The organism is Nocardia sp. NBC_00565, from assembly GCF_036345915.1.
Lineage (GTDB): Bacteria > Actinomycetota > Actinomycetes > Mycobacteriales > Mycobacteriaceae > Nocardia.
Window position 1 is genome coordinate 3,174,245 of sequence record NZ_CP107785.1, and the last position, 21,179, is coordinate 3,195,423.

General features: G+C 66.4%; 19 protein-coding genes and 2 pseudogenes. 9 read left to right on the top strand and 12 right to left on the bottom strand.

Annotation, left to right across the window (positions count from 1 at the left end):
* Positions 1–8: 8 nt before the first annotated feature.
* Positions 9–1,982, bottom strand: coding sequence for a sugar phosphate isomerase/epimerase and 4-hydroxyphenylpyruvate domain-containing protein (locus OG874_RS15225; protein WP_330255795.1), 1,974 nt, complete (start codon positions 1,980–1,982; stop codon positions 9–11).
* Entirely contained in the window at positions 1,979–2,857 is an 879-nt protein-coding gene (locus OG874_RS15230) for a shikimate dehydrogenase (RefSeq protein ID WP_330255796.1), read from the bottom strand. The genes OG874_RS15225 and OG874_RS15230 overlap by 4 nt, the downstream gene beginning before the upstream one ends.
* Positions 2,858–2,979: 122 nt before the next feature.
* On the opposite strand from OG874_RS15230, the gene OG874_RS15235 reads away from it, so the two are divergent.
* Positions 2,980–3,642, top strand: a complete 663-nt coding sequence (locus OG874_RS15235) for a TetR/AcrR family transcriptional regulator (protein WP_330255797.1) — start codon at positions 2,980–2,982, stop codon at positions 3,640–3,642.
* Between the two features lie 187 nt (positions 3,643–3,829).
* Positions 3,830–5,164: an MFS transporter gene (locus OG874_RS15240; protein WP_330255798.1), complete on the top strand. Its 1,335-nt coding sequence runs from the start codon at positions 3,830–3,832 to the stop codon at positions 5,162–5,164.
* Between the two features lie 168 nt (positions 5,165–5,332).
* On the opposite strand, the gene OG874_RS15245 is transcribed toward OG874_RS15240, so the two are convergent.
* A complete protein-coding gene (locus OG874_RS15245) occupies positions 5,333–6,085 on the bottom strand; it encodes an IclR family transcriptional regulator (RefSeq protein ID WP_330255799.1) in 753 nt (250 codons plus the stop codon).
* Positions 6,086–6,169: 84 nt separating this feature from the next.
* On the opposite strand from OG874_RS15245, the gene OG874_RS15250 reads away from it, so the two are divergent.
* Complete coding sequence (locus tag OG874_RS15250; protein WP_442943405.1) at positions 6,170–7,351, top strand: 4-hydroxybenzoate 3-monooxygenase; 1,182 nt, start codon at positions 6,170–6,172, stop codon at positions 7,349–7,351.
* Positions 7,352–7,384: 33 nt separating this feature from the next.
* On the opposite strand, the gene OG874_RS15255 is transcribed toward OG874_RS15250, so the two are convergent.
* The 6 genes and pseudogenes from OG874_RS15255 to OG874_RS15280 form a co-directional block, all read right to left on the bottom strand.
* Positions 7,385–8,284, bottom strand: a complete 900-nt coding sequence (locus OG874_RS15255) for an amidohydrolase family protein (protein ID WP_330255801.1) — start codon at positions 8,282–8,284, stop codon at positions 7,385–7,387.
* A gap of 17 nt (positions 8,285–8,301) precedes the next feature.
* Positions 8,302–9,243 carry a 3-hydroxyacyl-CoA dehydrogenase NAD-binding domain-containing protein gene (locus OG874_RS15260; protein ID WP_330255802.1) on the bottom strand — a complete coding sequence of 314 codons (942 nt, stop codon included), beginning with the start codon at positions 9,241–9,243 and terminating at the stop codon, positions 8,302–8,304.
* Positions 9,243–11,216 (bottom strand): acetoacetate--CoA ligase, encoded by a 1,974-nt coding sequence (locus tag OG874_RS15265; RefSeq protein WP_330255803.1) that lies wholly within the window; start codon positions 11,214–11,216, stop codon positions 9,243–9,245. The genes OG874_RS15260 and OG874_RS15265 overlap by 1 nt, the downstream gene beginning before the upstream one ends.
* Positions 11,213–12,013 carry a crotonase/enoyl-CoA hydratase family protein gene (locus OG874_RS15270; protein ID WP_330255804.1) on the bottom strand — a complete coding sequence of 267 codons (801 nt, stop codon included), beginning with the start codon at positions 12,011–12,013 and terminating at the stop codon, positions 11,213–11,215. The genes OG874_RS15265 and OG874_RS15270 overlap by 4 nt, the downstream gene beginning before the upstream one ends.
* A 455-nt stretch (positions 12,014–12,468) precedes the next feature.
* On the bottom strand, positions 12,469–12,897 hold the full coding sequence (locus OG874_RS15275) for a hypothetical protein (protein WP_330255805.1): 429 nt from the start codon (positions 12,895–12,897) through the stop codon (positions 12,469–12,471).
* 56 nt (positions 12,898–12,953) lie between these two features.
* Positions 12,954–13,124, bottom strand: a pseudogene (locus tag OG874_RS15280) (pyridine nucleotide-disulfide oxidoreductase); the annotation flags it as partial.
* A gap of 148 nt (positions 13,125–13,272) precedes the next feature.
* Here OG874_RS15280 and OG874_RS15285 point away from each other — a divergent pair.
* From OG874_RS15285 to OG874_RS15300, 4 genes and pseudogenes are all read left to right on the top strand, one after another.
* On the top strand, positions 13,273–13,584 hold the full coding sequence (locus tag OG874_RS15285) for a hypothetical protein (protein WP_330257714.1): 312 nt from the start codon (positions 13,273–13,275) through the stop codon (positions 13,582–13,584).
* A gap of 229 nt (positions 13,585–13,813) precedes the next feature.
* On the top strand, positions 13,814–14,158 hold the full coding sequence (locus OG874_RS44725) for a hypothetical protein (RefSeq protein ID WP_442943345.1): 345 nt from the start codon (positions 13,814–13,816) through the stop codon (positions 14,156–14,158).
* Positions 14,159–14,465: 307 nt separating this feature from the next.
* Positions 14,466–14,735: pseudogene (locus tag OG874_RS15295) on the top strand (SDR family NAD(P)-dependent oxidoreductase); the annotation flags it as partial.
* The gene (locus OG874_RS15300; RefSeq protein WP_330255806.1) at positions 14,735–15,604 is read left to right on the top strand and encodes an enoyl-CoA hydratase/isomerase family protein; all 870 of its coding nucleotides are present in this window, start codon (positions 14,735–14,737) and stop codon (positions 15,602–15,604) included. The pseudogene OG874_RS15295 and the gene OG874_RS15300, both read left to right, overlap by 1 nt.
* Here the strand turns inward: OG874_RS15300 and xylA are convergent, their stop codons facing one another.
* From xylA to OG874_RS15315, 3 genes are all read right to left on the bottom strand, one after another.
* The gene (gene xylA / locus OG874_RS15305; RefSeq protein WP_330255807.1) at positions 15,605–16,783 is read right to left on the bottom strand and encodes a xylose isomerase; all 1,179 of its coding nucleotides are present in this window, start codon (positions 16,781–16,783) and stop codon (positions 15,605–15,607) included.
* A 124-nt stretch (positions 16,784–16,907) separates the two neighbouring features.
* Positions 16,908–17,780 carry an LLM class flavin-dependent oxidoreductase gene (locus tag OG874_RS15310; protein ID WP_442943346.1) on the bottom strand — a complete coding sequence of 291 codons (873 nt, stop codon included), beginning with the start codon at positions 17,778–17,780 and terminating at the stop codon, positions 16,908–16,910.
* A 67-nt stretch (positions 17,781–17,847) separates the two neighbouring features.
* The gene (locus OG874_RS15315) at positions 17,848–18,867 is read right to left on the bottom strand and encodes an aldo/keto reductase (protein WP_330255809.1); all 1,020 of its coding nucleotides are present in this window, start codon (positions 18,865–18,867) and stop codon (positions 17,848–17,850) included.
* Positions 18,868–19,020: 153 nt separating this feature from the next.
* Between OG874_RS15315 and OG874_RS15320 the strand changes: the two genes are divergently transcribed.
* Together OG874_RS15320 and OG874_RS15325 are read left to right on the top strand one after the other, a co-directional pair.
* Positions 19,021–19,608, top strand: coding sequence for a TetR/AcrR family transcriptional regulator (locus OG874_RS15320; RefSeq protein ID WP_330255810.1), 588 nt, complete (start codon positions 19,021–19,023; stop codon positions 19,606–19,608).
* Between the two features lie 192 nt (positions 19,609–19,800).
* The gene (locus tag OG874_RS15325; protein ID WP_330255811.1) at positions 19,801–21,054 is read left to right on the top strand and encodes a lipase family protein; all 1,254 of its coding nucleotides are present in this window, start codon (positions 19,801–19,803) and stop codon (positions 21,052–21,054) included.
* Positions 21,055–21,179: the final 125 nt, after the last annotated feature.

Here is a 21,179-nt window from a genome sequence, read left to right on the forward strand (position 1 = left end):
TCGGCGAACTACCTCCCGGCGAGCGAGGTCTGACGCATCTGAGCGGCGAGGCGGACGGCGGCATTGGTCTCGCCATAGCCTTGGTAGTCGCCGACTCGTTGGACGACCTCGAAGAACAGGTCGGCGCCTACGGTTCGGGTGAACAGGTGGAAGAATTCGCCGTCGCCGTAGGCGTCGTAGAGGATACCGTCGGCGCGCATGCGGTCGAGCAGGTCGGGAGCCAGCTCGAAGCGGGCTCGCAGGTCCTCGTAGTAATTGCCCGAAATCGGCAGCGGCACATAGCCGTTGGCGCGCATATCGGCGGCCGTGGCGAAAATATCGGTGCACGAGAACGCGATGTGACCGATGCCGCCGCGGCGCGGTGCGGGTAGGTCGGCGGTGCCGGAGACGCTGCCCGGCACCATATTCAGCAGGATGCGCACGGTGCTCTCGCCCGGCCCGGAGGTCAAGGTCAATGCCTGCGAATGGATCAGGCCCATCGCATCGGCGACATCGAGGCCCTCGTGCGGCTGCATGCCGAATACCGAACGCAGCAGCAGCATGATGCCGTCCCAGCTGTCGGCGGGCACCGCGAGTGCGATGTGGTCGACACCGGTGAGCAGCGAACCCTGCCCGCGCCACCACTGCTCGTGACGCGGATAGATATCGAACGCCGACAGCCACGCCGCCGCGCTGGCCGGACCGCGCAGATCCAGCGACGTCGCGTCGGTCACCTCGAGTCGCACCACATCCGAGCCCGGACCCTGGTCGGCGCCGGGCAGTTCGACGTCGGATACGGGCACCGCGAGCGCCCGGGCCCGGCGCGCCCATGCTTCCGGATCGTTCGAGCGAATGCCGATCTGGGTGAGGGTGGGTAGATCAGCGGGAATACCGGGCGCGGTCCACACCGTCCCCGGGGTCGCGTCGACCGCGATGGTGAGCGCGCCGTGCCGCCACAACTGCAGATCGTGGTCACGGTGTCGGCCGACCAGATGAAACCCGATGTGCGCCAACGCCGTGGACAACTCGGCCTCCATACCGGGCCCGGCCGCCAACCGCAGCGACACCACCCCATCGATCGGCGCGCGCGGCGGTGGATCGAACAGGTCGAGTCCGCGCGAAGGCGATTCGGCGGCCTGCGTGCGGGCCACCTCCTCTTGCAGGTGCAGCAGCGAGCGATGCGCGTCGACGGCGGTGCGCCCGGTCGCCGCCTGCCGGAATACATCGTTGAACACCTCGAGCGACCACGGACCGGTGTAACCGGAGGCCTGCACGTGCGCACCGAAGGCGGCGAGGTCGAAGTTGCCCTGTCCGGGGAAGTTACGGTGATGGCGGCTCCAGGACAGCACATCCAACGACAGCCGGGGCGCGTCGGCCAGTTGCAGGAAGAAGATCTTCTCGCCGGGGATGTCGCGGATGCCGCTGGGATCATCGCCGCGCGAAAGGATGTGGAAGCTGTCCAGGCAGGTGCCGAGGGCCGGATGGTCGGCGTCGGCGACGATACGCCAGGCGTGCCGATAGGTGTCGACGTGCGCGCCCCACGCGAGCGCCTCGTAGGCGATGCGCAGTCCGTGCCGATACGCCCGCCCCGCCAGCTCGTACAGCTGTTCGGCCAGCCGCGCGTCATCGCGCACCGCCGTCGGCAATGGCGACGAGCAGACCAGCATGGTCTCGCAGCCCAGCGCCCACATCAGATCGAATTTGCGTTCCGCGCGGACGAGATTGCGCAGAAACTGGTCGTGGTCCACCGAATCCAGATCGCGGAACGGCTGGTACAGATCGATGCTCAAGCCCAGATCGGTTGCCCTGGAGCGCAATTCGACCGGTGTCAAGGCCGAGCTCACGAAATCCGGCTCGAATACCTCGAATCCGTCGAAACCCGCCTCGGCGATGGCGGTGAGCTTGTCCTCCAGCGAGCCGCTCAACGACACCGTCGCCACCGAGGTCCGCACCCGCGCCGGGGGCGCACTGCGCATCGCATCGCCACGCTCTGCTCGATTCATCGGACCGCCTCCAGTTCCTCGCGTCGCACCAGGTCCGTCAGGTGCGCGTACATTCGGTCCGCGTCGGGTTCGATGCCGGTGAAGAGCCGGAACGCGTCCACCGCCTGATACACGGCCATCCCGCCGCCGCCGAGGGTGCGGGCACCGACATTCCTTGCGGCCCGCAGCAATTCGGTGTCCAATGGCCGGTAGACCACCTCGGCCACCCACAGGTCCGGGCGCAGCAACGCCGCGGGCACGGCGGACCCCGGATGCTCGGCCATGCCCATCGGCGTGGCGTGCACAAGGCCGTTGGCGTCGGTCAGGAGTTCGGGCAGGTCGGCCGGATCGGCACTATCGATGCGAGCCGCCGGGAACAGCACCGCCATGGCGTCCGCCAACCGCCGTGCGCGGGCGCGCTCGTAGTCGACGATCACCAGATTCCGGGTCTCGCGGGTCGACATCGCGTAGGCGACCGCCGCACCAGCCCCACCTGCACCGAGCTGAACGACCCGATCGACGCGGGCACCGGGCAGTCCGCGGTCGAAATTTCGGCCGAATCCGGTCCAGTCGGTGTTGTAGCCGATGGTCCGCCCCTCGTCGAAGAGCACCGTGTTCACCGCACCGAGCCGCGCCGCGTCGGGTGCGAGTTCATCGAGGCATTCGATGACCGCCTGCTTGGCAGGGTGGGTGATATTGAGGCCGCGAAAACCGAGGTCGCGCGCGTCGCGCACCAGCCGGGGCAGGTCGGCCACCGTCGATCCGAGCTGATCGAGGTCGATGCGCCGGTAGGTGTAGTCCAGCCCCTGTCGCGCGCCCTCCACCTCATGCAACGACGGGGTGAGCGACGGCCCGATACCGGCCCCGATCAGACCACAAACCACGGAATCGGTCACGGAATCTCCTGGGTGTCGACCTCGAGCTAATGTACGAACTAGTGAGTTAATTAACGCGCACAGTGCCGCACCCGTCAAGTCACCGAAGGTCCGGACAACCCCCGGCTCGCTAGAGTTGACCCATGCCTGCGAACGACACCAGCCTCGACCAACCGGCCAAACGCAGGCGCAACAGCGATCGCACCAAGGAGAACATCCTGGAGGTGGCGACCAAGGAGTTCGCCGACAACGGCTACGCCGGTGCGCGGGTGGATCTGATCGCCGAGCGCACGCACACCACCAAGCGGATGATCTACTACTACTTCACCGATAAAGAGGGGCTCTACCAGGCCGTTCTCGAACGGTCCTACGGTGCGATCCGGGCACTGGAACGCGAACTAGATATCGCCGGCCTCGGCCCGGTCGAGGCGATCCGAGCCGTCGCCGAGTTGACCTTCGACCACCACGAGCAGCATCCCGACTTCATTCGGCTGGTGGCCAACGAGAACATGCTGCACGGTGAGCACATCCGCCGGTCCGAGGTCCTCAAACGACTCGGCGCACCCGCCGCCGACCTGCTGTCCACCATCCTCACCGAGGGGCAGCACGCCGGACTGTTCCGCACCGATGTCGACGCTCTCGATGTGCACATGATCATCAGCAGCTTCTGCGTGTTCCGGGTCGCCAACCGCCATACCTGGCAGGCACTGTTCGGTCGCGACATGATCGCGCCCGAATCGCGCGAGCACCAACGCCGCATCATCGCCGATATGGTCGGCGCATTCCTGCGGCCCGCCGCCGACTGAAAAGCCCCTCGGTCAAGACCTGTACACAACCGGCTGCCCCCGATGAGCAGCCGGTTGTGGCATCTAATGAACTATTTGGTTAATACTGTTGATCCGACTCCGTGACGTGAGTTACATTCGTGTCGCCGCAATACGTACAGCCGTTCACTATCCGAACATTTGCGGTGGCAGAACAGCAGGAGACGACATGACCGCCAGCACGCTGGACGCGCCCACCCCGGGCGCTGAGCCACCGGCCGACACCACCAAGGTCAAGCGGGCCGCCATCGCCAGCTTCCTCGGCAGCATGCTCGAGTACTACGACTTCTACATCTATGCCTCGGCCGCGGCGCTGGTGTTCGGCAAGGTGTTCTTCGCAAAATCCGATCCCGCGATGGGCACCCTGCTCGCGCTGGCCACCTTCGGCGTCGCCTATATCGCCCGGCCGATCGGCGCGGTGCTGCTCGGTCACTTCGGTGATCGGGTCGGGCGCAAGCGGATCATGCTGCTGACCCTGGTGCTGATGGGACTATCGACCTTCCTGATCGGTTGTCTGCCGACCTACGCGACGGTCGGCGTCATCGCCCCGATACTGCTGGTGGTGCTGCGCGTGTTGCAGGGCATCTCCGCGGCGGGCGAACAGAGCGGCGCGAATTCGCTGACCCTCGAGCACGCTCCATTCGGGCGCCGGGCCTTCTTCACCAGCTGGACCCTGACCGGCACCCAGGCCGGATTCATCCTCGCGACCGTGGTCTTCCTCGCCGTATCCAGGTTGTCGGAATCGACGCTGCTGGCATGGGGCTGGCGCGTGCCGTTCTGGTTCAGCCTCGTGGTCGTGGTGCTCGCCTACGTGGTGCGCCGCCGACTGGAGGAGCCGGAGGTGTTCCAGGAGGAACAGCAGGCCCACCAGGTCGCGAAATTCCCCGTGGTCGAACTGTTCCGCACCCAGGCCGCCGACGTGGCACGGGTGGTGCTCTGTGCGCTCATCGCGGTCTGCAGCACGGTATTCGCGGTGTTCGGCCTGGCCTTCGCCACCAGTCACGAGGTCGGGATCAGCAAGACCACCATGCTGTTGGTGGCGGTCTCGGCGAACGTACTCGCCCTGATCATGCAGCCGTCGCTGGCGCTGCTGGCGGATCGGATCGGCCGCAAACCGGTGTTCATCACCGGCGTACTCGGTTGCGCCGTCATGATTTTCGTGTACTTCCAGGCCATCATGTCCGGCAACGTGCCGCTGATCTTCCTGGCCGCCCTCCTCCTCATCGGCGTCTGCTACAGCGCGCCCAACGCGATCTGGCCCTCCTTCTACGCCGAAATGTTCAGCACCAAGGTGCGCTTCTCCGGGATCGCGATCGGCACCCAGATCGGCTTCGCCGCAGCGGGTTTCGCTCCGACCATCGCCTGGACCCTGGTCGGCGACAGTCGCACCCACTGGTTGCCGGTGGCGCTGCTGGTCGCCGTCTGCTGCCTACTCGCCGCGATCTCCGCGACGACCGCACGCGAAACCTACCGAGTCCCACTGACCGAACTCGGTAAAGCCTGAGCGGACAGGTGCCGCACGCCGCGGCTCGGCCGAGGCGCAGCGCGAGCTCCCGTCGTCGGACGACCGTGGTTGCGGTGTCCCGCTGCTGCGGAGCGCGAGCCGTCGCCGATCAGGGGCGGTCATGTCCCCTCAGCCAGCCGACGTAGTCCGGTACGGCCAGGATCGACGTCAGGAGCCGAGGGATCGTCGAATTCCCTGTGCGGCCACTTGAAGGGCGGCGAGGTAGCGGTTGCGATCGCGCCGGAGGTTGGCGACGACGATGCCGATCGCGGCTATGACGGTGTCATCCGCGCGGCGCACCGGGACTGCGATAGAGCAGGCACCGAGCGTCATTTCTTCGACGGTGGTGGCGTATCCGTCGCGCCGTATCTTGTCCAGCTGCTGCCGAAGCCGATCGGGCTGGGTGATCGTGTACGGGGTCAGGCGCGTGAGGTTGGCCAGTACATGATCCTGTACGTCCGGCGGTGCGTGTGCGAGCAGGACTTTGCCGACTCCCGCAGCGTGCATCGGTAGGCGGCCCCCCATGTGGCTCACGACCGGCACCGATGCGCGCCCGGACAGCCGTTCGAGGTAAAGCGCCTCCATCCCGTCGCGGACCGCGAGATGCACGGTGGCGAGAGTGGCGGCGTGGATGTCGTTGAGGAAGGGAGAGGCAACTTGGCGCAGCCCGGTCTGCACCGAAGCGAGCAACCCGACATCCCAGAGTCGCCGACCGACGATGTACTTGCCATTGGGCCGACGCAGTAGTGCTCCGCCAGTGACCAGCTCACCGACCAGCCGGTGCGCAGTAGGCGTCGGGAGGTCCGCACGTCGGGACAGCTCGGTGAGCGTCAGTTCACGATGCCGCTCGTCGAACGCATACAGCAACGCGAGCGTGCGTGAAACCACCGAGGCACCCGGGGTAGAGGTATTGCCGGCCACTGCACATTCCTTCCGCTCAGCGGAAGCCTAGTCTCGCCGCGGACACAGGTCGCGACAGACCATGCTGACGTGAGCAACAAGCCCGTGCACCGCATCGTCTCCACCACCACCGTCGGCATCATCGGCGGCGGGCCCGCCGGTCTGATGCTGTCCCACCTGTTGCAGCTCGCGGGCATCGAGTCCGTGGTCATCGAAACCAGATCGCAGCAGGAGATCGTGCACACCCACCGTGCGGGGATTCTCGAACGCGACAGCGTGCGGCTGCTCGTCGAGTCCGGGGTCTCCGACCGCGTGCTGCGCGAGGGACACGAGCACCAAGGCATCGCGCTGCGCTTCGACGGTGTCAGCCACCGCATCGACTTCCAAGACCTCGTCGGTGCCTCCACCTGGCTCTACCCGCAGACCGATGTTTTCACCGACCTCGCGGCGGCACGCGAACGCGATGGCGGCGACGTGCGCTACGCCGTCACCGACACCGCCGTCGTGGACGTCACCAGTGACCGCCCCGCGATGCGTTTCACCGACAGCGATGGCGTCGCGCACGAAATCCACTGCACCGCGCTGGTCGGCGCGGATGGCTCGCGCAGCATGACCCGCGCTTCGGTGACCGGCCGCAAGGAGTACTTCCGGCAGTACCCCTTCGCCTGGTTCGGCATCCTGTGCGAAGCGCCGCCGAGTGCGTCGGAGCTGATCTACTGCCGCTCCGACCGCGGTTTCGCACTGATCAGTCGGCGCACCGACGCGGTCCAGCGCATGTATTTCCAGTGTTCCCCTGACGAGTCGGTCGACGACTGGTCGGAACAGCGGATCTGGGCCGAGCTGCAGACCCGTCTGGCCGGCGCGGATGGCTTCTCCCTGACCGAGGGACGGATTCTCAGCAAGTCGGTTCTGCCCTTCCGCTCCTACGTCTGCGAACCCATGCGGCACGGCAACCTGCTCCTCGCCGGAGACGCCGCCCACACGGTGCCGCCGACCGGCGCCAAGGGGCTCAATCTCGCCTTGGCCGATGTGCGAGTACTGGCCGAAGTGCTGGAGCGGACCGTGCGTAAGAACGACCGATCGGTTCTGGACGAGTACACCGACCGCGCGCTCAACCGCGTCTGGAGGGCACAGCACTTCTCCTACTGGATGACCACCATGCTGCACTCGCGCATCGACGCCACCGATTTCGACGCTCGCCGCCAGCTCGGCGAGCTGGCCGCGGTTGTCGGATCGCAACACGGCAAGCGCTACCTCGCCGAGGCCTACACCGGCTGGCCGCGCTGACCCAGGGAGCGGAACCCTGTCAGTGGGCTGCCATCACCGTCCTCCGCGCAGTCCGAGCAACTGGAGTGCGTTCTCCTTGAGCACGAGCGGTATTACCTCGGGCTTCATCTCCAACTGCGCGAAATCGGCCAGCCAGCGGTCCGGCGCCAGGACCGGGAAGTCCGACCCGAAAAGCACCTTGTGCTTGAGCAGGCTGTTTGCCTGCCGCACGAGCTGCGGCGGGAAGTACTTGGGCGACCAGCCCGACAGGTCGATGTAGACATTCGCCTTGTGGGTCGCGATCGAGATCGAGGAGTCGACCCACGGCACAGACGGGTGCGCCAGGATCATGGTCAGGCTCGGAAAGTCGGCGGCGACGTCGTCGAGGAGCATCGGGTCGGAGAAGCGCAGTTTGATTCCCCGCCCACCGGGCAGGCCGGCCCCGATGCCGGTCTGCCCGGTGTGGAAGAGCGCGACCACACCGAGCTCCGCCAGCGTTTCCCAGAGCGGGTAGTAGGCCGGGTCGTTGGGGACGAAGCCCTGCAGGCTGGGGTGGAATTTGAAGCCTCGAACGCCGTACTCCTCGACCAGCCGCCGTGCCTGCGCGACCGCCGCCGCCCCTCGGCGCGGATCGACCGAGCCGAAGGGAATGAGCACGTCGGCATGCTCCGCGGCCTTCTCGGCGATGTCTTCGCTCGACAAGGCGGATCGACCGAGGCTGGTGGTGGCGTCGACCGTGAAGACAACCGCGGCCATGGAGCGTTCGCGGTAGTAGTCGGCGACCTGGTCGATGGTCGGGGTGCGCGGGTGTTCCGCGCGGAAGTACTTCGCCGACGCGTCCATCAGCTCCTGGTCGAGGGAGAGGTGGCCGTGGGCGTCGGACTCGATATGGGTGTGGACATCGAGCGCGACGATCCGATCGACATCGATGCGGGGGGTGTAGCGGGTAGTCATCTCTCTTCTTTCAGCCATCAAGGAAGTGCGGTCCGCAGCGCCTTGCGTTCGAGCAGCTCGACCAGGAGTGCGTCGCGGTCGGCGACCAGCCGGCGCTGGTCGATCCCGGCCAGCTCGTCATCGACACCGCGGACGAGGAGTTCGGCGAGCCGCGGGGTCAGTTGGGGCTCACCGAGGTCGTCCATCCATGCCTGGGTGGGCGGGCCGAGGTGCTCCAGGATGTGAGCGAGGCCGCCGTCACCTCCGGAGAGGTGCTGGTTGACCAGCGGGCCGAGCAGCGCCCACCGCAGGCCGGGGCCGTACGAGATCGCGGTGTCGATGTCGGCGACCGTCGCGACACCGCGTTCGACGAGGGAGTACGCCTCGCGCCATAGCGCGGCCTGGAGCCGATTGGTGACGTGCCCGGGAACCTCGTGCCGCACCAAGACCGGCCGCTTGCCCATTGCGGTGTACAGCTCCATCGCCACCTCGACGACCCGGGAGTCTGTTTCCTTTCCCGGGACGACCTCGACGAGCGGGATCAGGTATGCCGGGTTGAAGGGATGCCCGACGAGCACCCGCTCGGGATGTCGCCCACACATCGCCTGCAGCTGCGATGGCATCAGCCCCGAGGAGCTGCTGGCGATCGGTGTCGATGCCGGCGCGGCCTCGTCCAGCTCGGCGAACAATCGCTGCTTGAGCTCTACACGCTCGGGCCCGCTCTCCTGGACGAACACCGCGTCCGCGACGGCCTCGGCAGCGCTCGATGTGAACCTCAGCCGATCCGTCGAAGCGCCGTCGGCGAGTCCGAGACGGATGAGCGTCGGCCATGCCTCCCCGACTGCCGACCGCAGCGCCTGCTCGGCCGCGGGAGCAGGATCGAAAGCCATGACATCGCGGCCTCGCGCCAGGAACAGCGCGGCCCACCCGGCACCGATTACGCCGGTGCCGATCACCGCGATCGGAGCATCGGCGGTCATCACGAACCCTGCCGTCCGCGGGCGTACTCGACAAAGGCGTCGAGCGCGCTGGGGTCGATGAGTGCGCCGGGCGAGGCGACATCGGCCGGCCGTGCGCCCCGCAGGATCCGCTTCACCGGGATCTCGAGCTTCTTGCCGGTCCGGGAGTACGGCACGGCTGCCACGGAGACGATGCGGTCGGGGACGTGACGTGGGGAGAGCGCGGTGCGGATCTCCGCCGCCAGCCGACGCTCGAGGTTCTCGTCGACGACGACACCCGGGGCGGGTACGACGAACAGGATGAGCTCACCCATCCCGCCCGCCGAATCCTCGAGGTGGACAACGACGCTGTCGACAATGTCGTCCACATCTTGCAGGACGCGGTAGAACTCGCTGGTTCCGAGCCGCACGCCGCCCCGGTTGAGAGTCGCGTCGGAACGGCCGGTTATGACGCACGACCCGACGGCCGAGAACCGGCACCAGTCGCCGAAGCGGAACACGCCCGGGTACTCGTCGAAGTACGCCGCACGCAGTCGAGTGCCGTCGTCATCGCCCCAGAACCCGACCGGCATCGACGGCATCGGTGACGTGATGACGAGCTCGCCGACTTCGCCGGTGACGACGTGACCGGTTTCGTCGAAGGCCTTGACGTCGACGCCGAGGCTGGCACCGGACATCTCGCCGGCCCACACCGGTTGGAGCGGGGAACCCTGGACCAGACCGGTGCAGACGTCCGTGCCGCCACTGCCGACGTTGAGCAGCACGCGGCTGCCGAACTCCTCGGCCACCCACCGGAAGCCTTCCGGTGGGAAGGGACTGCCGGCGGCCCCGATCTGCCGGAGTCGGGACAGGTCGAACTCCTCGGCGGGATGCAGTCCCTCCTTGCGGCAGCTCATGAGGTAGCCGGGACTGGCGCCCATCAGCGTCGCGCCGGTCTCCTGGGCGAGCCGCCACTGCGCCCTCAGGTCGGGATAGAGCGGGTTGCCGTCGATCATCACGATCGAGCTGCGGACCAGCAGCGCCGCGATCAGTGCGTTCCACATCATCCACGCGGTCGTGGTGAACCACAGCAGCCGGTCCCCCGGGCCGAGATCCCAGTGGAAGGCGTGGTTCTTCAGATGCTCCAGTAGGAGCCCGCCGTGCCCGTGCACGATCGGCTTCGGTTTGCCGGTCGTTCCCGAGGAGAAGAGCACACAGAGCGGGTGTTCGAACGGCACCGGATCGAAGGCCAGCGGTTCCTCGGTCACCGCCGCGAGCTCGCTCCAGCCGAGCGCACCGTCGATCGTCAACGGCCCGTACGGGACGTGCACGATGTGCTCGACCGTCGGCAGGCAGGCGCGGATCTCCGCGACCTCGATCCGCTTATCGATCTGCTTGTCGCCATAGGTGTAGCCGGCGACCGCGATGAGCACCTTCGGCTCGATCTGATCGAACCGGTCGACCACGCTGCGCGGACCGAACTCGGGTGCACAGCCTGCCCAAATGGCACCCAGGCCGGCGGTGGCGAGGAATGCGATCAGGGCCTCGGGGCAGTTCGGGAGATAGCCGACCACGCGGTCGCCGCGGCCGACACCCAGCCGACGCAGACCAGCACGGACCCGCCGTACCTGCTCCGACAACTCGGCGAACGTCAGCTGCACCGGCTCCCGGGTCTGGGAGTACGCCACCACAGCGGTCTCGGTGGCATCCTCGGGCGAGCCGAAGCAATGCTCCGCGTAGTTGACGGTGGCACCCGGGAACCACTGCGCGCCCGGCATTGTGCGATCAGCGAGCACCGCGTCGTACGGCGTTCGGGACCGCACTCCGAAGTACTGCCAGACGCTCTCCCAGAACGCCTCCAGCTCGGCGACCGACCACCTCTGGAGCTCGTCCCAGGTCGAGACCTCTGCGCGGCCGTTCTCCGACAACCAGGCCATGAAGCTCCGAACCCGGGGGGTTCGGTCGGATTGCGGCAGGTACAGCAGCTCCGGTTCGGCGCCTGTCGCGGCGGTCATCGGGCCGCCTCGGCATCGACCTTCGCGGCACGGCCTTCGAGGAACGCATTCATCCGGTCCTTGGCCTCCTGGCTGCTCTGCGCGACCGCGGCCATGAGGGACTCCATGAGCAGGCCGACCTCCGGTGACGCTTCCGCGATCCGCGGGAGCGCCTGGATGATGGCGTAGTTGGTGACCGGGGAGTTCTCGGCGATCTTGCCCGCCAATTCGAGTGCCTTGTCGAGGCCTTCGCCGTCCCCCACTCGGTAGTTGGCGAGGCCCGCGGCCGCCCCCTCGTCCGCGCCGAGCACTCGGCCGGTCAGCATCATGTCGGTCATACGGTGCGTCCCGATCAGGCGCGGGATCCGCACCGATCCGCCACCGCCCACGAAGAGACCGCGCTGCCCCTCGGGCAGCGCGAAGAAGGTGGAGTCCTCCGCGACCCGCAGGTGGGCAGCGGCGGCAAGCTCGAGACCACCGCCGACGACAGCCCCCTTGAGGACCGCGATGACCGGAAGGGCACCGGATTCGATCCGCCGGAAGGCTTCATGCCACGTCCGCGAGTGGTGCAGCCCGCCGACGGCGTCTCGGTTGCCGAGCACGCTGAGGTCCAGGCCCGCCGAGAAGTGCTCACCGGAAGCCGCGAGGACGACTGCCTTCGCCCATTCGGGCGGGGCCTCGAAGAAGGCGGACAGTGCCCTGATCGTCGGGTCATCCAGGGCATTGCGTTTGTGGGCCCGATCCAGGGTCACCACCGCGATCTGGTCGCGCTGCTCGACCGCCACGGATGGTGGCAACTCCTGTTTCACGAGGCTCATGTTCCGCTCCTTCTTGCCATCGAATCATCAGGAACCTTGATAGTTGTAATAGTTAGCCATCATCAGGGTTCCTGTCAATTGAAGCTGGTCGGGATCATACTCGTCGCTCCGCATCCGCAGGCAGATCCGCGAGGTTCCCTTCCGAAAATAGGTATGCGACAAGTAATTTCGCGCGTTCACCGGGCTCCGCCCACCAGGCAGGCGAAGACGGACCAGCAGGGCCAGCCCGACTGGCCGGATCGAAGCGCCCGCGGAGGGCCACTACCCGACCCCTTCGCCCCGCTTGCCTACGCGGCGGCGGTCACTATCCCCCGCCGCTGGCCACCGGCGTCTGCATCCTTCCGCAATACCACCCGATTCAGCTGGCCAAGATCTGCGGAACGCTCGACACGGTCGGGTGGCTGTGCGAGGAATTCCAGGCGGAGGTACATCTCACCGCAGCCCGAATCGAGGACCTATCCCCGACCGGAGAGGGCCGATTCGCTCGGCGTGGGTGGGCCGATCGTGAACGATGCGCTGCGTCCGCGCGCATCCAGTCGGCCATCTCCCCAGCTCGCGCTGCCATAGGCGTCGACCTCGATGGCGTACTCGCCGTCGGCCAGCCCCTCGGGCAACCGCACCGACATTGCCGACCGTCGGTCCACGATGTCCAGATATATCCGCCGCGGATCACCGCCCAGCGGCACCAGAAAGATCCGCGCGCACGCCAACTCCGTGGGCGCCGCCGATGCGAACGACCATCCGACGCCGAGCGATCGCCGCAGGGTATCGGAGAATTCGACGTCGACCCGCAGCGTCGCCACCCCCTCGACCCGATCCCGCACCGCTTCCTCCTCGAGCGCCCGAACCCGCCGCGCGCAGGACGCACCGGCCAGGCTTTCCACCTAGGTCCAGGCTGGCACGGACACTCCCCGACTATCAAGGAAGGCGACGAATCCCCCTAGCCGAGGCTGACCCGCAGCATCTCCGCGCGCTCGACGACCTTGACTCGCTCGCGTCCCGCACGCGCACCTCGCGCCCGCTCATGCGCGTCGAGGCGATACCAACCCGGCCAGGTCGTGAACGGAATGCCCTTGGCCGTCAGGAAGGCGATGACCGACTCCGGCGCGGGATCGACTGCGCCCGGGCAGCTTTCGCGATCGAAGGCACCAGCAACGATCGGGCGTGCACGAATCCCGCGAAATTAACTTCCCCTTGTGACGTCCCATCGATTAACGTATCGTTATATAGCGGCACATTAATTGGCGGGAAGATAGCTCATGGAGATCACAACTAAGTTCTGGACAGTGCGCCGAGTGGTGGTGGCGACGCTGATCAGCATCGCACTGGTGATGGTGACGATTGCCTCACCCCACCTTTTCGCGGCCTCGGCCGGACCTCGGGATTCACACAGCCCCGGGGGCGGCCACGGCTACGGATCGGGATCGCGCCCCAACAGCAGCGACCACAGTCAGCAGAACGGCGGCTACGGCTACGGAGTGCGCTCCAAGAGCGACAACCACGATCAGTACCGAGGCCGCAACGAGAACCCTTGCCAGTACACCCCCACGGGGACGTGCGGAGCGCGCTGACAACGAGGTCGACGATGCCGGTACCGGCCGACGATGCCGGAGGGCGCGGCGAAGACGCCGGGTGATCAGCGGCAAGGCTCGTGCGATTACCCGGCTCGGCCGCGATCACCGCCGGGATCGCATTCGCGATCCTTCCGGCGGCCGCCACGATGGCGGCATGGTTGCGGTCGCCCCGGCGGCTGGTGGGCCGGATATCCATCAGATATGAAGACTCGCCGACGATTTCGACGTGGTACGAGCCGCCCGGCTGGGGTTGCGGCCACGCCGGGTACAGATACTCGCGCAGTCGCGTGATGTGCTCGATGACGATCACCAACTGGTCCCCCACTATGGCGCGCACCGCCGCAAGGCCACCCTCGGGAATAGGTCCGGCCGCGACATCGACGGACTTTGGCGCCGGGACGCGCTCGTAAACCTCTGTAGTGGCGTCGATTTCGACACCCAGACCGGCTGCCAGCTGCTGGATCGCGGGACCCCAGGCCGGTATCAGGATCCCGGGCCGCAGCAGCATCGGCCCGTCGTCGAGCGGTTTGCCGAACCCATGACATCGACCATGACGATCGCGCCGCCGTAGGTGAAGCATGCCCGCGCACCGAGGAGCACGAGCTCGAGTTCGCCACCGCCTGAGATCAGGCCGACTCGACGTTCGACGCCACCTGCGCTTCGAGGCATTTCTCGATCCGTCCTTGCGCACGGTCGCAATCAGAACTATGTTCCGAACATCTGTCCAGACATATTATCGGCAAGCTTTATGAACGGTGTTGTCTCTACGAAAGGCCCCAGGGCTGCGCCCGCACGACCCGGCTGCTGGTACCGCGCGCCGCCTACGACGATGCCAGCGAGGTCACGAAATCAACAGGTAGGACAGGGTTTTGGACAATTCAGCACTGCACGCGAAGTTCGAGTCGATGGCCGCCGAGTTCGCCGCCGCCGGAATACGCGTCAACGCGCTGGCTCCCGGGTCGGTCGACACCGATATGGTCCGGAACAATCCACCCGAGTTCGTGCAGGCCATGGAGACCGCCTCGCTCATGCAGCGCATTGCCGAACCCGACGAAATGGTCGCTCCGGCATTGCTTCTGGTGTCCGACGCGGGCAGCTTCATCACCGGTCAGACCCTGATCGCCGACGGTGGAATGGTGGCGCGCTGATGTCTTCCGCGTTCACCCTCGAACATCTCGACGACGGTGCCATCGTCGTGCTGACGATCGATCGGCCACGCCGCGGCAATGCGCTGGACTCGCAAACTCTGGCCGAATTGCACCGAGCGCTCGACTCGATCAACGGCGATCCCGCGATCCGTGCTGTCGTGCTCACCGGCAGCGGCACGGTGTTCTGCGCCGGGGCCGACATCAAAGCCACTCCAGCTGATTTCACCGATGTCGACGCCACCCCCTACGCGTCGCTGCAGGCGCGTTCGGCCGCGCCCATCGCGATCACGATGGCCGCGCAGGAGCTGATGACATCGGCCTTCGAGAAGATCCACCGGTTACGTCAGCCCGTTATCGCGGCGGTGAACGGAGCCGCCGTCGGCGGTGGCTTCGCAATGGCGCTGGCGTGCGACATCCGCTATGCGAGCACCGGCGCGAGCTTCGGTGCGGTCTTCATCCGCCACGGTGTGTCCGCCTGCGATATGGGCACCAGCTATCACCTGCCGCGGCTGGTGGGCGCCTCCCGTGCCGCGGAGCTGATGCTGACCGGCCGGGTCTTCGATGCCGCCGAGGCCGTGGCCATCGGCCTGGTCCTCGAGGTCGTCGACGCCGAGGTCCTGGTCGACCACGCGATCGCCAAGGCCCGCGAAATCGCCTGTCACTCACCGCTCGCGGTGTGGATGACCAAGGAAACCATGTGGCAGAACGTCGATGCCCCCAGCCTGCGGCACGCTCTCGACATCGAGAACCGCACGCAGGTCATGTGCACGTTCACCGGTGACCTGACGAATTCCTTCGCGGCGTTTCGCGAGAACGGGGCCGCAAGCGGAACCGATGGCAACGCCGATGCCGCCACCAGTTCCACGTGATCAACCGATCAGATGGTTGAGGGCGAGTTGGTGGAGTCGGACGAAGCCGAAGTCGCGTTCGGCGGCCTTGTTCGGGTCGAAGTCGTCTGTGGTGGAGAGGAATTCCGCTAGTGTCTCGCCGGCGGCGAGGGTGGGTTCGGCGAGATCGAGGATGCCGGAGTAGGCCATTGCCTCCTGAACTCGGGGGTCGGCGCGGAACGCTCGGGCCTTGTCCGCCAGCAACAGGTAAGTAGACATGCATGCCGCGGCCGATTCCCAGACTCCCTGCAGGTGCTCGGTGCGGGACGGTTTGTAGTCGAAGTGCCGTGGACCGGTGTAGCGCGGACCGTCGGGATATCCGGGGAAACCGTTCTCGAGCAGGTCGACGGTGAAGAACGCCGAGACCAGGTCGCCGTGTCCGAAAACCAGATCCTGGTCGTATTTCAGGCCGCGCTGGCCGTTGAGGTCGATATGGAACAGCTTGCCGCTCCAGAGCGCCTGCGCCAGGCCGTGGGTGTAATTGAGGTTGGCCATCTGCTCGTGGCCGGTTTCCGGATTGAGGCCGACGATATCGCCGTGCTCCAATTCCGCGATGAAGGCCAGCGCATGCCCGACGGTGGGCAGGAAGATGTCGCCGCGCGGTTCGTTGGGTTTGGGTTCGAGTGCGATGCGCAGGTTGTATCCCTGCGACTTGATATGCGCGGCAACGGTATCCACGCCCTCCCGGTAGCGTTGCAGCGCGGCGTAGAGGTCCTTGGATCCGTCGTATTCCGCGCCTTCGCGCCCACCCCACATCACGAAGGTGGTGGCGCCGACCTGGGCGGCGAGATCAACCGCGCGCAGGATTTTACGCAGGCCGAAGCGGCGGATCGAGCGGTCGTTGGCGGTGAGTCCACCGTCCTTGAAGACGGGGTGGGTGAAGGTATTGGTGGTGACCATCTCGATGGTCAGACCCACCCGATCGGTGGTTTCCTTCAGCTGGTTGACGATCCGTTCCTTGGTCGCGTCATCGGTGTCGAACGGAAAGACGTCGTTGTCGTGGAAGGTGATACCCCAGGCGCCGAGTTCGGCAAGTCGTTCGGCGTAGTCCCAGGGGGCGAGGGTCGGCCGGGTGGCGGCACCGAATGGATCGACACCCGTCCATCCGACCGTCCACAGGCCGAAGGAGAACTTGTCCTGAGCAGTGGGTTGGCGAATCACGGCACTCCTTTGAATCGCTGATGGAGTGAACGTAATGCCGCACGTGGCCGGAGGTCTCGAGTTCAACGCGAACACGCTGCCCTCAGATGCGTTAGCGGCGGATGCCGGAGGCTCGGTCGAGCGGCTAGTGCTGCGACGACAGCATTGAAACCCCGCTGGACCACGTGGTGATGAATTCGTCGGTAACCCACTGTGCGACACCCGCGGGGTAGGGCGCCGGCAGGCCGAGAACGATGTGCTGGAAGCCGGCCTCGATCGCTGCGCCGATCGCGTCCTGAGTGCCGCCGGGCTGGTCGTAGGAGATCGGCAGGTGGATCGAGCGGGTGATGGAGGCGGGGTCGCGACCGATGTCGGCACAGTAGCGGTCCAGCAGTGCGCTGCGGCGGACGGCGTCCTCGATATCGCCGCCGGGGATGTTCCACAGGTCGGCGTGCTCGGCGACCACGCGCAGCACCTGGGCCGAGCGTCCGCCGATAAGGATCGGCGGGTGCGGGCGCTGGATGGGTTTGGGGTTGCAGAACGCTCCGGTGAGTTGGACGTGGGTGCCGTGGACGTCGAACGGTTCGGTCTCGGTCCACAGCCGCCGGATCACTGTGCACGCTTCGGCGAGGCTTGCCACAGCATGGGCGGCGTCGTGGAAGGGCAGGCCGTGTGCTTCGTACTCGCGCCGAGCCAGCGGGTGGCTGGGTCGTGAGCCTGCGCCGATACCGAAGTCGAGCCGTCCGCCGGAGACGATGTCGACGGTCGCGGCGATCTTGGCCAGCATCGCGGGTGGTCGGAAGCGGTTGCTGGTCACGAGCAAGCCGAGCCGCAGTCGTCGGGTCTGTGCGGCGAGGGCTGAGAGCAGTGTCCAGCCTTCGTGGGTCGGTCCGTTCGGGTCGCCGCCGATCGGCATGAGGTGATCGAACAGCCACGCGTGCTCGATCTCCGGGATTGCGTCCGCCTCGCGCCAGACCCGCAGGACGTCGTGGTAGTCGACCTGCATCGGAGCGGTCATGATCCCGAAACTGGGCCGGGGTGTTCGTGACATGGTTCCGTTCGTCCTTTCGGTCCGGGGTGGGCGATCAGCGACGTCGCTGCGCCGCGTCGAGCAGGGCGGGAGGTGTGTCGTGCTTCTCGTGTGCGGCGAGGTCGACGCCGGGAGCGACGATCGCGTCGATCGCGTCGAGCACGTCGGCGGAGAGCACGGTGTCCGCGGCGGCGAGCTGAGAGTGCAGGTGGTCCATGGTGCGGGGCCCGATGATCGCGCTGGTCACGGCCGGGTGCGCAGTAACGAATCCGAGCGCGAGCTGGATCATCGTCAGACCGGCCTGGTCGGCGACTTCGGCCAACTGCTCGACCGCGTCCATTTTGGCCCGGTTGACGGGGATGGCGGTATCGAAGCGTTGCGGCATGAATGTCGAACGGCTGGTGGTGATTTCGCGGCCCGCACGGATCGCGCCCGACAGCCAGCCCGACGCCAGCGGGCTCCACACCAGCACACCGAGTCCATACTGCTCGGTCACGGGCAGGACGTGGGTCTCGATCCCGCGCTGCAGGATCGAGTAGCCGGGCTGTTCGGTGACGTACCGGCTCAGGCGATATTCGCGGGCGGCCCACTGGGCTTGCACGATTCGGTACGCGGGGAAGGTCGAGGAGCCGAAGTAGCGAATCTTTCCCGCGCGCTGCAGGTCCGTCAGCGCCGACAGCGTCTCCTCATCGCTGGTGGTCGGGTCCCACCGGTGGATTTGGTACAGATCGACATGGTCGACACCCAGTCGGCGCAGGCTGTTGTCCAACTCGGTGATCAACCAGCGGCGCGAGCTGCCCCGGTGGTTGCGCTCCTCGCCCATGGGCAGGTACGCCTTCGTGGCCAGCACGATGTCGTCACGGCGGCCTGCGATGGCTTTACCGACCATCTCCTCCGACTCGCCGTCGCTGTAGGCGTCGGCGGTGTCGATGAGGTTGATCCCGCCCTCGAGCGCGGCATCGACGATAGCGGTGGCCTCGTCCTGGGTGGTGCGCCCGATCCTGCCGAAGTTCATCGCGCCGAGCACGAGGGTGCTGACCTGCACACCGGTGTGCCCCAAGGTGCGGTACTGCATGACTGTCCTCCTCGAGAGGTGAAGCGAGTTCGCGACGCGTGGCTTGGTTTCGACTCGCCTGTTCTGGCATCCTGAAAACGGAGCGTTGTTCCGATAACTAACATACGGAACATTGTTCCGTTTGCCAAGTGGCGTGAAGGAGGTAGCGGCGCAGTGGTCGACATCGACAGTGGGTCAGGGTCGTCAGCCCCGCGGAAGCGGGCCGACGCCCGACGTAATGAGCAGACACTGCTGGACGCGGCCGCCGCGGCTTTCATCACTTCCGGCGTCGATGTGCCCGTGCGCGATATCGCCGCCAGGGCCGGCGTCGGCGTCGGCACGATCTACCGCCACTTCCCTACGCGAGCCGATCTCATCGTCGCCGTCTACCGACACCAGGTCGAGGCATGCGCGGCGGCCGGCCCGACATTGCTGGCGAATAGCAGCACACCGCACGCCGCCCTGGCGGGTTGGATCAACCTCTTCGTCGACTTCCTGGTCACCAAGCACGGCCTCGCCGAGGCGTTGCAATCCGACAACGCCACCTTCGAGACTCTGCACGCCTATTTCCTCGACCGCCTCCTCCCCGTGTGCGCCCAGCTGCTCGACGCGGCTGCCACGGCGGGTGAGATTCTCCCCGATATGGATCCCTACCTACTGCTGCGTGGCGTCGGCAATCTCTGTATCGGCGGGGACAACAACCCCCGCTATGACGCACGTCGCATGGTCGACCTCGTGATCGCAGGACTGCGGCTCCACTAGGCAGAGTCAGCCGGGTGGGTGCCGAATATTTTCGGAAGCCTCGCGGATCCGATTGCGGGTGCGTTGCTTGGGGCGGTCTTGTCGCGCTTTCTACTAGTGTCGAACCGGGCTGCTACATGAAATTCGACGTAGCCCGGCTTCCGCTCGCAGGCAGTCTCCTCCATGTGAGATCCCGAAATGGAAGGAAATCTGATGAACCGCAGCAGCTTCGCAATAACCGGACGGCAGCTCTGCGCTGCCGTGGCCTTGAGCGCAATCGCTGTCGCGGGATGCCTGTGCACACCGGGCTCAGCTGTCGCCGAACCGATTCCGGTGCCCGACGCGGATCCTTTCTATGCGGCGCCGCCCGACCTTGCCACCCTCGACAACGGCGCCATCGTGCGATCGCGGGAGATCCAGCCCTATCAGCTCACTGTGGGCCTGCCCATCAAGACCTGGCAGGTGCAATACAAATCCACGGACGGAACGGGCGGTCCGACGACCGGAGTCACCACGGTCGTGGTGCCGACGACACCATGGACAGGACCGGGAGAACGGCCCCTGGTCAGCTATCAGATAGCCGAGGACAGTCTCGGAACACGTTGTACCACTTCGTATTCCATCCGAGCGGGACTCGGCGCAGGCGGACTGCTCACGAACAACACCAACTTCGAGGCACCAATCACCGCACTTCTACTGCAACGGAATTGGGCCGTCGTCCTGACGGACTACCAGGGCCCCGAATCACACTATCTCGACGGCATGCAGGCCGCCCACGGTGTACTCGACGGAATCCGAGCGGCCCTGGCATTCGGCCCGGCAGGCCTTTCACCCAAATCTCCCCTCGGCGCAATGGGCTACTCGGGTGGGAGCTTCGCGACAATCTCGGCAGCAGTGCAACAGCCGAACTACGCACCCGAACTCCACTTGGACGGGATCGCCGTGGGCGGTGTCGGCACGGACTACGGCCACGCCCTGCGGGTTACCAACGGCAGCTACTACGCCGGTCTCGGACTGCTGGTGCTCGCGGGGCTCAATCGCAGTTTCCCCGAAGCAGACATCCCGTCACTGCTCAACGACCGCGGCCGCACCATGCTCGCCGAGAACTCCCAGTCCTGCGGTACGGAGTTCCTGGCCAAATACATGTTCGCGAACTTCGACCAATACACCGCGGACCCGAACATCGACATGAACCCCCGAATCGCGGCGTTATCCGAACAAGCACGCCTGCAGCAGGAAGTCCCGGCCGCACCGACCTATATATGGCACTCCATCGGGGACGAGCTCCTACCCATTGTCGATACCGACGCCCTGGTCCAAAGCTGGTGCGCCGCAGGCGCGACCGTGACTTATGTCCGCACGAGCGCTCCGACCCACATCGGCGCCGCGCTCGCCGGCACTCCGGGAGCGATCGACTATCTCGGCCAGCGATTCGGCGGCGTGGCCGCACCAACGGGTTGCGGATAGCGGCGTTGCCCCGCGCGCACAGGAGATCCTCGGAGTGCAGCATCCGAGCGGCGGTGGATCCGTGGAAATACTGTCGATACCGCGCGTCGCGCCGGTATGCGGCGCGTGCGTTCGATATTCCTGAT

Coding starts and splice junctions, on each gene's coding strand:
- OG874_RS15310 (WP_442943346.1), bottom strand. CDS start 17,780: ATGACCGCTCCGATGCAGGTCGACTACCACGACGTCCTGCGGGTCTGG.
- OG874_RS15315 (WP_330255809.1), bottom strand. CDS start 18,867: ATGCAGTACCGCACCTTGGGGCACACCGGTGTGCAGGTCAGCACCCTC.
- OG874_RS15225 (WP_330255795.1), bottom strand. CDS start 1,982: ATGAATCGAGCAGAGCGTGGCGATGCGATGCGCAGTGCGCCCCCGGCG.
- OG874_RS15285 (WP_330257714.1), top strand. CDS start 13,273: ATGGAGATCACAACTAAGTTCTGGACAGTGCGCCGAGTGGTGGTGGCG.
- OG874_RS15260 (WP_330255802.1), bottom strand. CDS start 9,243: ATGACCGCCGATGCTCCGATCGCGGTGATCGGCACCGGCGTAATCGGT.
- OG874_RS15235 (WP_330255797.1), top strand. CDS start 2,980: ATGCCTGCGAACGACACCAGCCTCGACCAACCGGCCAAACGCAGGCGC.
- OG874_RS15240 (WP_330255798.1), top strand. CDS start 3,830: ATGACCGCCAGCACGCTGGACGCGCCCACCCCGGGCGCTGAGCCACCG.
- OG874_RS15270 (WP_330255804.1), bottom strand. CDS start 12,013: ATGAGCCTCGTGAAACAGGAGTTGCCACCATCCGTGGCGGTCGAGCAG.
- OG874_RS15325 (WP_330255811.1), top strand. CDS start 19,801: ATGAACCGCAGCAGCTTCGCAATAACCGGACGGCAGCTCTGCGCTGCC.
- OG874_RS15255 (WP_330255801.1), bottom strand. CDS start 8,284: ATGACTACCCGCTACACCCCCCGCATCGATGTCGATCGGATCGTCGCG.
- OG874_RS15265 (WP_330255803.1), bottom strand. CDS start 11,216: ATGACCGCCGCGACAGGCGCCGAACCGGAGCTGCTGTACCTGCCGCAA.
- OG874_RS15300 (WP_330255806.1), top strand. CDS start 14,735: ATGTCTTCCGCGTTCACCCTCGAACATCTCGACGACGGTGCCATCGTC.